At 62.0% G+C, this 10,263-nt stretch carries 9 protein-coding genes; 4 read left to right on the top strand and 5 right to left on the bottom strand.

Annotation, left to right across the window (positions count from 1 at the left end; all coding sequences use genetic code 11):
* From tssI to motA, 3 genes are all read right to left on the bottom strand, one after another.
* Positions 1-1,196 (bottom strand): type VI secretion system tip protein TssI/VgrG (tssI, locus tag MKZ87_RS27995; RefSeq protein WP_266202194.1); only part of this gene is annotated, 1,196 nt, incomplete at its 3' end.
* Between the two features lie 228 nt (positions 1,197-1,424).
* The gene (gene motB / locus MKZ87_RS27990; RefSeq protein ID WP_266202193.1) at positions 1,425-2,504 is read right to left on the bottom strand and encodes a flagellar motor protein MotB; all 1,080 of its coding nucleotides are present in this window, start codon (positions 2,502-2,504) and stop codon (positions 1,425-1,427) included.
* Between the two features lie 3 nt (positions 2,505-2,507).
* A complete protein-coding gene (gene motA / locus MKZ87_RS27985; RefSeq protein ID WP_085685206.1) occupies positions 2,508-3,359 on the bottom strand; it encodes a flagellar motor stator protein MotA in 852 nt (283 codons plus the stop codon).
* Between the two features lie 167 nt (positions 3,360-3,526).
* Here motA and MKZ87_RS27980 point away from each other — a divergent pair, with 167 nt between their 5' ends.
* Genes MKZ87_RS27980 through asd form a run of 3 tightly spaced genes read left to right on the top strand, consistent with a single transcriptional unit; the run spans position 3,527 to position 6,799 of the window.
* Positions 3,527-5,065 carry an HDOD domain-containing protein gene (locus MKZ87_RS27980; protein ID WP_085701025.1) on the top strand — a complete coding sequence of 513 codons (1,539 nt, stop codon included), beginning with the start codon at positions 3,527-3,529 and terminating at the stop codon, positions 5,063-5,065.
* A gap of 39 nt (positions 5,066-5,104) precedes the next feature.
* Positions 5,105-5,920 (top strand): rhodanese-like domain-containing protein, encoded by an 816-nt coding sequence (locus MKZ87_RS27975; protein WP_064379082.1) that lies wholly within the window; start codon positions 5,105-5,107, stop codon positions 5,918-5,920.
* 18 nt (positions 5,921-5,938) lie between these two features.
* Positions 5,939-6,799 carry an archaetidylserine decarboxylase gene (gene asd / locus MKZ87_RS27970; RefSeq protein ID WP_085701027.1) on the top strand — a complete coding sequence of 287 codons (861 nt, stop codon included), beginning with the start codon at positions 5,939-5,941 and terminating at the stop codon, positions 6,797-6,799.
* 60 nt (positions 6,800-6,859) lie between these two features.
* On the opposite strand, the gene MKZ87_RS27965 is transcribed toward asd, so the two are convergent.
* Positions 6,860-7,066 carry a hypothetical protein gene (locus MKZ87_RS27965; protein ID WP_234206333.1) on the bottom strand — a complete coding sequence of 69 codons (207 nt, stop codon included), beginning with the start codon at positions 7,064-7,066 and terminating at the stop codon, positions 6,860-6,862.
* Between the two features lie 72 nt (positions 7,067-7,138).
* On the opposite strand from MKZ87_RS27965, the gene MKZ87_RS27960 reads away from it, so the two are divergent.
* Positions 7,139-8,893 (top strand): molecular chaperone, encoded by a 1,755-nt coding sequence (locus tag MKZ87_RS27960; RefSeq protein ID WP_234206331.1) that lies wholly within the window; start codon positions 7,139-7,141, stop codon positions 8,891-8,893.
* Positions 8,894-8,932: 39 nt separating this feature from the next.
* Here MKZ87_RS27960 and serB read toward each other — a convergent pair whose 3' ends face one another.
* Complete coding sequence (gene serB, locus MKZ87_RS27955) at positions 8,933-10,147, bottom strand: phosphoserine phosphatase SerB (protein ID WP_085685222.1); 1,215 nt, start codon at positions 10,145-10,147, stop codon at positions 8,933-8,935.
* Between the last annotated feature and the right edge of the window lie 116 nt (positions 10,148-10,263).

Genomic DNA, 10,263 nt, shown 5'->3' with positions numbered 1-10,263 from the left:
GCGCGGTCCCATGGGAACTCGCACTTCACCCGGCCAAACTCATCGCAATAGATCTCTTCGCCGACCGGCCCGGTGACCCGGGCGGTCTGACTGACCAGCGGACGACGAGGTGCCGGCAGCGGTGGCCGGAACACCACCTCGGCAGGGATGACGCTGAAGGTATTGCGATAACCCTGGGTGAAACCGTCGGTGTCTTTCGCATCGCTGGTGACCGATTCTTCAAGCACCTGGGGCTGACGCCCCTCGTGGGAAACGCTGAGCAACAGCCACAGGTCGTTGCAGTGTTGGCGCGGGTGTTCGGCCAGTTCAAAGAGATGGCCGCTGCGCAGGTTGGCTTGATCGCTCTCTCCTTCACCCAGCTCATAGTCGGCGCGAGAGCGCTCCAGCGCCTGCCGTGCGAGCTGCTTGCCGCGTCTTTCGTTCTCGATCAACAGCGGATAGCAGTAATCCTCCAGCACCGGAGTGAAATCGGCGGTAAAGCGACTCTCGACCAGCAGGCTCGGGCGCTTGAGGTCATAGTCGCGGCGCACGACCGTGCTGGTGCGGGTGCCGGTACGAATGCTGAAACGGCTGACCACCGAGTGCTCGGCCACCATGCCGGAGTCCTGCCGATAGGGCGTGGCGCCAAGCTTGGGTAAAAACACCTGGTCATCGGTGAAGACCAGCAGATGCCCGTCCACCGAGTGCTGGTGATGCCAGGCGATACCGTCCTCGGCGCACAGGCGCTGGATGAACTCCAGATCGGATTCGCCGTACTGGGTGCAGTAATCACGGGGCGGATTCGCCGCGACATGAAAGCCGAAGGCATCCGCTTGAATGCCGTGCCCCTTGAGCACCTGCGCGATGATCTGCGGCACCGTACGCTGCTGGAAAATCCGCTGATCACGACTGAACTGCAAGTAGTGCAGCGCCGGCACCAGTGTCAGGTGGTAGCGGGTCAGACGCTTGCCCGACTCACCCGCCAACACATCCTCGATATGTCCGTGAATGCCTTCGCCGTTGTGGCCAAACTGCAGAAACGCGGGCCGGGCAAGCAAGCTTTCCAGATCGAAATCCGGGTGTTCGCTGACCAGTTCAATGTGAATGCCGTAGAGGGTGCTGATCGCTTCGGTGCCGCTGAAGGCCAGGACCTTGAAGTCGTGGCGGATCGCAGGAATCTGCAACACGAAATGCGCCGCATTGGCCGACCGGAACATACGCTTATCCTTAAGCAAAGAGGAAAAGAGCGCGATGTCCAAACCGTCCGTGGTTCGTGCTCGCGAGAATTGGCGGGCACGCTACCAAGAGCGCTTTGCGGGTAATGTAGGCAGTTTCTTCAAATGGAGTGGGAAAGGTCGCTTATGCGCGATGCCCTGCTCAACAACGCTCCTTGAATGCAGGGCACAGGGCACAAAAAAGCCGACATCACTGTCGGCTTTTTTGGATCACTGTTTCGGCGCGGGCGCCGGTGCAGTGGCCGGTGCAGCAGGCGCCGTGGCTGGCGCCGCGCTGCCCGGTTCGGTCGGTTTCGGCAGCGGGTCGTCGAACAGGTTCAGCCGTTCGCGCAACTCGTGGGCCGGCACCGGTTGCTGATCCGCCGGCAAGGCGTTCGGGTCGACCGGGGAGGCCGGAGCCGCGCCGTTCTGACCTTGCTCTGCCGGTTTTGCGGCATCGGCACCTTGCGCACCTTCGATGGCCGCCTGGGCTTTTTTGGTCAACACCACGATGTCGATGCGGCGGTTGACCGGGTTGAACGGGTTCTCCTTGTCAAACAGCGCCGACGAGGCGTAACCCACCACGCGAGCCACTTGAGCGTCCGGATAACTGCCTGCCACCAGTGCCCGCCGCGCGGCGTTGGCACGGTTGGCCGAAAGCTCCCAGTTGCCGAAGTCGCCGTTGCCCACGTAAGGCTTGGCATCGGTGTGGCCGCTGATGCTGATTTTGTTCGGCACCGCTTTGATGGTGTCGGCCATGGCCAGCAGGATGTCTTCGAAGTATGGCTTCAGGCGTGCAGAACCGGAGTCGAACATCGGCCGGTTCTCGGCGTCCATGATCTGGATGCGCAAGCCGTTCGGCGTGATTTCGAACAGGATCTGGTCCTTGAATTTCTGCAGCTGCGGGTTCTCGTCGACCTTGTTCTGCAGTTCTTGCAGCAGCAGCTCCAGGCGTTCCTTCTCGACCTGCTCGGCCATGCCTTCGACCTGATCGGTGTCGACCGTGACCTTGTCCGGTTGCGGCTGAGACTTCACTTCAGGGTTGAGGGTGTTTTCCGGCGCCAGGGTCGGCGTGCCGCCCAGATCGATGATGTACGGCGTACCGCTCTCGGAAAAACCGACCGGGTCCTTGAAGTAACCGGCGATGGCGATCTTCTGCTCCGGGGTCGCGGTGGACAGCAGCCACAACACCAGGAAGAACGCCATCATCGCCGTCGCGAAGTCGGCGAAGGCAATCTTCCACGCCCCGCCGTGATGCCCGCCGGCAATGCGCTTGACGCGCTTGACGATTATTGGCTGGTTATTTTCCATGGCTTAACGACCGCGAACGGCTTGTTCCAGCTCGGCAAAGCTTGGACGGTGAGCCGGGTACAGAACCTTGCGACCGAATTCGACAGCCAGCGACGGCGGCATGCCGGAGGCCGAAGCCACCAGCGAGGCCTTGATGGCTTCATAGACGTTCAGCTCTTCCTTGGCATCGTGCGCCAGCGAGTGCGCCAGCGGGCCGAAGAAACCGTACGCCGCGAGAATACCGAAGAAGGTACCGACCAGTGCCGCACCTACGTGCAGACCGATGGACTTCTGATCGCCGTCACCCAGAGACGCCATGGTCACCACGATACCCAGTACCGCCGCGACGATACCGAAACCCGGCATGCCGTCGGCAATGCCGTTGACGGCGTGCGATGGGTGCTCCAGTTCTTCTTTCAGGCTGTAAAGCTCCATGTCGAACAGGCCTTCCAGCTCGTGGGGAGCCATGTTGCCGGAGGACATGATGCGCAGGTAATCGCAGATGAACGCGGTCATGCGTTCGTCTTTCAGTACCGCCGGGTACTTGGCAAAAATCGGGCTCGCGGCGGCGTCTTCGATGTCGCCTTCGATGGCCATCATGCCTTCACGGCGGCTCTTGTTGAGGATCTCGTAGATCAGGCCGAGCACTTCCAGATAGAACGTGTGGCTGAAACGCGAACTGAACATGCTCAGGGACTTCTTGAGCACGTGCATCGTCATGTAACCGGGGTTGGCCTGCAGGAATGCACCGAGTGCCGCACCGCCGATGATCATCACCTCGAAGGGCTGGATCAGGGCGGCAATCTTGCCGTGGGAGAGCACGTATCCGCCGAGCACGCTCGCGAATACGACGATGATGCCGATAATTTTAGCCATAGGTAGAAAGGTACTTGTTTAAGTCGGGTTCAAGGTCATATTCGGAAGTTAAAAAATCTCTTCTTCTACTTATCGGCAAAACTGCGCCAGACTATAGCCAGTTCAGGCGAAAAGCCAATTTAGCCCATGCCGGGCGCGTCTACAGTCAGTGAAGATCTCGTCCAGACATGGCTAATGAAACGAACGTCCCACACGTGAAACCGACCACACTCGATGGCTGGGTGAAGTTGCTCGACAGCGTTCGCCTGCCAGTACCGCAAGACGCCCATGACCGAGTCTGCCGGGCGATTCGTGATGACCGCCGCTCGCTGCGCGACATCGCCGACCTGATGCAGGACAGCCCGGCGCTGGCCCTGAGCATCATCCGCGAAGCCAACCGCCACACCCATGGCAACATGACCGCGCCGGCGGAAAACCTCGAAGTGGCGATCAATCGCCTCGGCCTTGGCCGCACCGAAGAACTGCTGGCGCGCCTGCCCGCCGAACCTGCCGCGCAAATTCCCCAGGCCCTGCGCCAGCTGCAGATGATCAGCCAGCACGCCACGCAACAGGCCAACGGCTTTTTTGCCAGCCGCCTGGCGCGACTTTGGCAGGACATTCATTGGGGCAGCCTGCTGTTTCTGTCGCCGCTGTGGCCGTTGGCGCTGACCTTTCCCAAATTGCTTGAAGAGTGGGAAGTGCGGGTTATCCACAAAGGCGAATCAGCGCGCGTCGTGGAAAAGCAGCTGTTCGGTGTGCGCCTGCTGAAAATCGGCGAAGCGCTGGTGGAAGCCTGGCGTCTGCCGATCTGGGTGCAGCAAGGCTATCGACTGCTGCTGAACGAGCAGCGCGAACTGGTCAAGGTCCTGCGCATTGCCCGCGACGTCGATCATCCGCTGCGCCAGCAAAACCGCCTCGATGACGATCCGACCCTGCGCCGCTGGCTCAATCAACCGGCCAACACCGTGTTGCTGGCCAACGGCCTGGCCCTCTCGGCGCAACAAGCCTGGGACAGTCCGCACAGCGAGCGCTGGCAATACCTGACCAGCCTCTACCTGCAAATCTCGATGGACGAGGTGCAACAGCAGCTGCACCAACAGGCTGCCGTCAGCGCTCGCCTTCATTCCATGCCGGACCTGTGGCACCCGGCGGTTTCGCTGTTGTGGCCGTGGGGAACCCGTCGGCTGCCCGCCGGAATGCTCCCGGCGGCGGCGCCGTCCGCTGAAGATCTGACCCAGTGGCGCCGGCAGTGCGCCGAACTGCTGGCCGTGCCAAGCCGTTTCACCAACGCCATGAGCCTGACCGTCGCCGCCCGTGACGCGCTGGTCGCCAGCGGCATGCGCCGGGTGATGATCCTGATGGCCGACCGCAGCCACGCCAATCTGCGCGTCCATCAAACCTCAGGGTTGCCGAAGGAAGCCGCTGCGCTCAATTTCGTCGTCAGCCAGAGTTCGGTGCTGCAACGCCTGCTCGCGCAGCAGGCGCAAGTGCGGATCACCCCAGACAACAACGCCCAGTTTTCCGCCCTGCTCCCACCTTCGCTGCGCACGCTGTTTCGTGGCGAACATCTGTTCCTGCGCTCGCTGGTGAACAACGGCCGGGTGATCATGATCGTGGTCGCCGACCAGGGTGGCGGGCCGTTCGCCGACATCACCGTACAAGCCTTCGGCAAAACCGCGCAGTGCATCGAGAAAGCCCTGCACAGTTTTAGCCAGCGCGGCCAATGACAGCTACAATCCATCCCCTTTGTGCTCTGGAGACCTCACATGTCTGATTTCTCTGGCCTGGCCCTGGTGATCGAGCCGAGCGACCTGCTGCCGCGCCTCGAATCCCGCGATCTGATTCTGGTGGATCTGACCAGTGCCGCCCGCTACGCCGAGGGACATATTCCCGGCGCACGTTTTGTCGATCCGAAACGCACTCAGCTGGGTCAGGCGCCGGCTCCGGGCCTGTTGCCGAGCAAAGAAAAACTCGAAGAACTGTTCGGCGAACTCGGCCATCGCAAGGACGCGGTCTACGTGGTCTATGACGACGAAGGCGGCGGCTGGGCCGGGCGTTTCATCTGGCTGCTCGACGTGATCGGTCACGACAAATACCACTATCTCGACGGCGGTCTGCCGGCGTGGCTGGCGGAAGGTTCGCCGATGTCGATCCAGATTCCTCCGGCGGCGGGCGGCCCGGTTGCCCTGACCCTGCACGAGGAACCGACCGCCACCCGCGAATACCTGCAAAGCCGTCTCGGCGCTGCCGACCTGGCGATCTGGGACGCCCGCGGGCCGCTGGAATACTCCGGCGAGAAAGTCCTCGCGGCCAAGGGTGGACACATCCCCGGCGCGGTCAATTTCGAATGGACGGCGGGCATGGATCAGGCGCGCCAGTTGCGCATCCGTACCGACATGCCGCAGATCCTGGAAAACCTCGGGATCACCAAGGACAAAGAAATCATCACTCACTGCCAGACCCACCACCGGTCCGGTTTCACTTATCTGGTGGCCAAGGCTCTCGGTTATCCGCGGGTCAAGGGCTACGCCGGTTCCTGGGGCGAATGGGGCAACCACCCCGATACCCCCGTCGAGCTTTAAGGATTTTTAAGGACAGTCATGAAAGAGCGTTTGTTTATCATCAGCCAGTACCTGCTGCCGCATCACCTGCTGTCGCGCCTGGCCGGCTGCGTCGCCGAGTGCCGTGTGCGCTGGTTCAAAAATGCCTTCACCACCTGGTTCGCCAAGCGTTATCAAGTGGACATGTCCCAGGCGCTGGTTGAAGACGTAACCGCTTACGAGCACTTCAACGCCTTCTTCACCCGTGCCCTGAAAGACGGCGCACGTCCGCTGGACCAGACCCCGGGCGCGATCCTCAGCCCGGCCGACGGCGCGATCAGCCAGCTCGGCCCGATCGAGCACGGCCGCATCTTCCAGGCCAAGGGCCACAGCTTCAGCGTGCTGGAGCTGCTGGGTGGCGATGCGGCGAATGCTGCGCCGTTCATGGGGGGTGAATTCGCGACTGTTTACCTGTCGCCGAAGGACTACCACCGCGTGCACATGCCGCTGGCCGGCACTCTGCGCGAAATGGTCTACATCCCGGGCCGGATCTTCTCGGTCAACCAGACCACCGCAGAAAACGTCCCGGAACTGTTCGCCCGCAACGAACGCGTGGCGTGCATCTTCGACACCGAGCGCGGGCCTATGGCCGTGGTGCTGGTGGGCGCGATGATCGTGGCCTCGATCGAAACCGTGTGGGCCGGTCTGGTCACGCCACCGAAGCGCGAACTGAAAACCTTCCGCTACGACGAAGCTGCCCGTGCGCCAATCCATCTGGAAAAAGGTGCGGAACTGGGGCGCTTCAAGCTGGGTTCGACCGCGATCGTGCTGTTCGGGCCGGATCAGGTGAAATGGGTTGAAGAAATCAAGGCCGGCTCGCCGGTACAGATGGGTCAGGCCCTGGCACTGTCCAACGCCTGAACCTGTTGATCCGCCCTTTCGCACATCTGCGAAGGGGCGGACACAACCTGAGTGGCGTCGTTACTCTATCTGCCCACGAAAGCCGATCGGCCCTTCGTTGGCGCAGATATGGCTGCCGCCGAGGTTGTTCCCTCCGTCACTGAACGTGACGTTCAACGCGATAACGTTCTGGTTATCCCGCCCGCCGATCACCCACTTGCCACAAGCCTGGTAGTGCCTGCCGAAATAGCACCAGGCCAGCAGGCCAGCGGTAAAAAAGCCTGACAATCGCCTGCGAAACAGGCCACAACTGCTAGAGTTTTTGGCATTGCCCTATTCGCCGCCGGAGCTTGCCACGGCATGAGTGAGCCACGATCACGCCCCCAACTGAGCGCCCCGACGCCCACGCAGTTGCGCCTGTCCTTCTGTGAAGCCACCCCACGCGACCTCAAACGCTGGATCGCCAACCTGCCCAAGGCCAACATCGGCGAAACCGCGCGCCTGCTGTATCAAGGCCTCGGCGAACTCAATCAACTGCTGACGCCCAGCGACAACCGCCTGCATCTGCTGGAACTGTTGCGGCCCGAGGTTTATTTCGTCTGCCAGCACCTGGAGCGGCACTTTCTGCATCAGGCGATCATGCTCGATGAGCGCTCGCGCAAGATCAGCAATCTGTGCCAGGCCCTGCAAAGCCAACTGGCCATCGGTTACAAACAAATCATTCTGCGGATCGCGCCCAAGTACTCGCGGGATCGCGCAGCCCTGGTGAGCGAAGCGCTGCAACGCGCGGCTCATGCGCTGAAAGCGCAACTGGTTCGCGCCACGCAGCTGTACAGCGCCGCGCCGGAACAGCTGTGGTTCGAGTTGCATCAATTGTTTCGCTGCGCTTGCGAGCTGCAACTGCAACATCGCCGGGTGCGCGATGACCTTGCCAGCCTGACCGGCGAGTTGAGCGTCGAGCAGACCTACCTCGCCGCCCTGTTGCTGGGTAGCGCCCGTTGTAATCAATTGCGACAGAACCAGATCGCACGCCTGGCCCAAGTAGTGGAACCGTGGAGTGCCTGGCTGAAACTGCACCCCGCCAATCAGGGCGAGGGGCTGTTCGCGGTTTCGGCCGAGATCGACGCCGGCCCGCGTTACCGCTCCCAGTTTCGCAGCGAGCAACAGGCCCGCCTGCTCGGCTTCGATCCGCAACCGCTGGTGAATGCCATCGAAGCCCACCTGCTGCATCAGGATGCGACCACGCCGCTGCCCGTACCGGCCGGCCTGACCCTCGACACCCTGCAACATTTGCACGCTACCTGGGGCGAAGCCGCCGAACGCAGCTTCCAGCGCACCGTCGGCCAGGGCAACCTGACCGTATGCGTCGGCATGAGCGCCCTGCACTTCTACCTCGGCGGCGAACGCACCTTCAGCGAACTGCTCAAGCACCCCGGCGCCCGTGCGGCGAATTTCAGCCGCGCGGTGGTTCAGGGCGAAAAGGACAGCTGGAGCCAAGCCTTCGATGCCGCGCCGCAGAGCACGTCCGATGAATTGTTGCCCTACGAGGAAATCCGCTACGAACCACTGATCGACGATGAAGGCGACACTGACAGCCCGCCGCATTACCCGACCTACGCCTTGCCCGTCATCAATCACAGCCCCGGTGGTTATTGCCTGGCCTGGCCAAAGGACGTACCGGCCGAATTGCAGGCCGGGGAAATGGTCGGGATTCAGGACAGCCTCAATCAGGGCTGGAGCATTGCCGTGGTGCGCTGGATCCGCCAGGTGCGCGGCGCCGGCACGCAAATGGGCATCGAACTGGTAGCTCCGCATGCCCGGCCATGCGGGTTGCAACTGGTGCGTTCGCGGGATGATCACAGCCAGTATCTGCGCGGTTTGCTGTTGCCGGAGATCAGCGCAATCGACTTGCCGGCGACGCTACTGGCGCCGCGACTGCCGTTTCAGGAGGGCAATAAAGTGCTGATCAACACCCAGGGCGAAGAGCACCGCGCCGGACTGGATCGGCGGGTGGCCAGCACTCACAGTTTCAATCAGTTTGCCTATCGCTCGCTGGAGGGCGCGCAGAATGGTGGGGGCGAAGAGGATTTCGACTCGTTGTGGAAATCCCTTTGAGCCAGGATCGCAACCGAGGGCTGCGATCCTGTGCACGGGTCAGAGCTGCCCGTCGCGATCCCGGAAGCCCAGCAGGTACAGCACGCCATCCAGACCGAGGGTCGAGATCGCCTGCTTCGCCGACTGCTTGACCAGCGGCTTGGCGCGGAACGCCACGCCCAGACCGGCGATGGCCAGCATCGGCAGGTCGTTGGCGCCGTCGCCCACGGCGATGGTCTGCTCCAGGCGCAAACCTTCTTTTTCAGCCAGCTGCTTCAGCAGATCGGCCTTGCGCTGGGCATCGACGATCGGCTCGATGGCCACGCCGGTGCACTTACCGTCGACCACTTCCAGTTCGTTGGCGAACACGTAGTCGATGCCTAGTCTGGCCTGCAGTTGCTTGGCGAAGTAGGTGAAGCCGCCCGAGAGGATCGCGGTCTTGTAACCCAGGCGCTTGAGTTCGGCGAACAGGGTTTCGGCGCCTTCGGTCAGGCGCAGCGAGGCGCCGATCGAATCCAGCACGCTGACATCCAGGCCCTTGAGCAATGCCAGACGCTCCTTGAAACTGGCGCGAAAGTCCAGTTCACCGGCCATTGCCCGCTCGGTGATTGCCGAAACCTGGTCGCCGACGCCGGCGGCTTTGGCCAGCTCGTCGATGACTTCGGCTTCGATCAGGGTCGAGTCCATGTCGAACACCGCCAGACGACGGTTGCGACGGAACAGCGAATCTTCCTGGAAGGCGATGTCGACGTTCAGCTCCTGGGCAACGCTGAGGAATTCGGCGCGCAAGGCCTGCGGGTCGGCCGCTTCGCCGCGCACGGAAAACTCGATGCAACCCTTGCCCTTGTCCGCCGGGGTGTCCAGCGGCATGCGACCCGACAGACGGTCGATATGGTCGATGTTCAAGCCATATTTGGCGGTGATCGAACTCACGGCCTGCAACTGGCCGGCGGTGACTTTGCGGGTCAGCAGGGTAACGATGTGGCGTTTTTTGCCCTGATTGCCCACCCATTGCTGGTAATCCTCTTCGGATACCGGGGTGAAACGCACCTGCTGGTCGAGCTCATAGCCCTTGAACAGGATGTCCTTGAGCACCGACTTGCCTTGCAAGGAGTCGGGAATTTCCACCAGGATGCCGAACGACAGCATGTCGTGGATCACCGCCTGACCGATGTCGAGGATATTCACACCACCCTGCGCCAGTACACCGGTAATGGCCGCCGTCAGACCCGGACGGTCGACTCCCGTGATGTTAATCAGGACGATTTCGCGCAACGCGCACCCCCGCAACTGGAAAAAAACCGCATTCTACCCACTTTCAGTGACCATCGGGCACCGCCAGCGCTTTGCCGGTCTAGGGCCTGTCGCTATACTGCGCGTCAACTTCACGG

The organism is Pseudomonas sp. MCal1, from assembly GCF_026341415.1.
Taxonomy (GTDB): domain Bacteria; phylum Pseudomonadota; class Gammaproteobacteria; order Pseudomonadales; family Pseudomonadaceae; genus Aquipseudomonas.
The sequence above is the reverse complement of the archived record's forward strand: the minus strand, read 5'-3'. Positions and strand labels throughout refer to the sequence as shown.

Excerpts from the sequence above, each read along its gene's own strand:
- motA (WP_085685206.1), bottom strand. The coding sequence starts at position 3,359 with ATGGCTAAAATTATCGGCATCATCGTCGTATTCGCGAGCGTGCTCGGC.
- motB (WP_266202193.1), bottom strand. The coding sequence starts at position 2,504 with ATGGAAAATAACCAGCCAATAATCGTCAAGCGCGTCAAGCGCATTGCC.
- asd (WP_085701027.1), top strand. The coding sequence starts at position 5,939 with ATGAAAGAGCGTTTGTTTATCATCAGCCAGTACCTGCTGCCGCATCAC.
- MKZ87_RS27960 (WP_234206331.1), top strand. The coding sequence starts at position 7,139 with ATGAGTGAGCCACGATCACGCCCCCAACTGAGCGCCCCGACGCCCACG.
- MKZ87_RS27980 (WP_085701025.1), top strand. The coding sequence starts at position 3,527 with ATGGCTAATGAAACGAACGTCCCACACGTGAAACCGACCACACTCGAT.
- MKZ87_RS27975 (WP_064379082.1), top strand. The coding sequence starts at position 5,105 with ATGTCTGATTTCTCTGGCCTGGCCCTGGTGATCGAGCCGAGCGACCTG.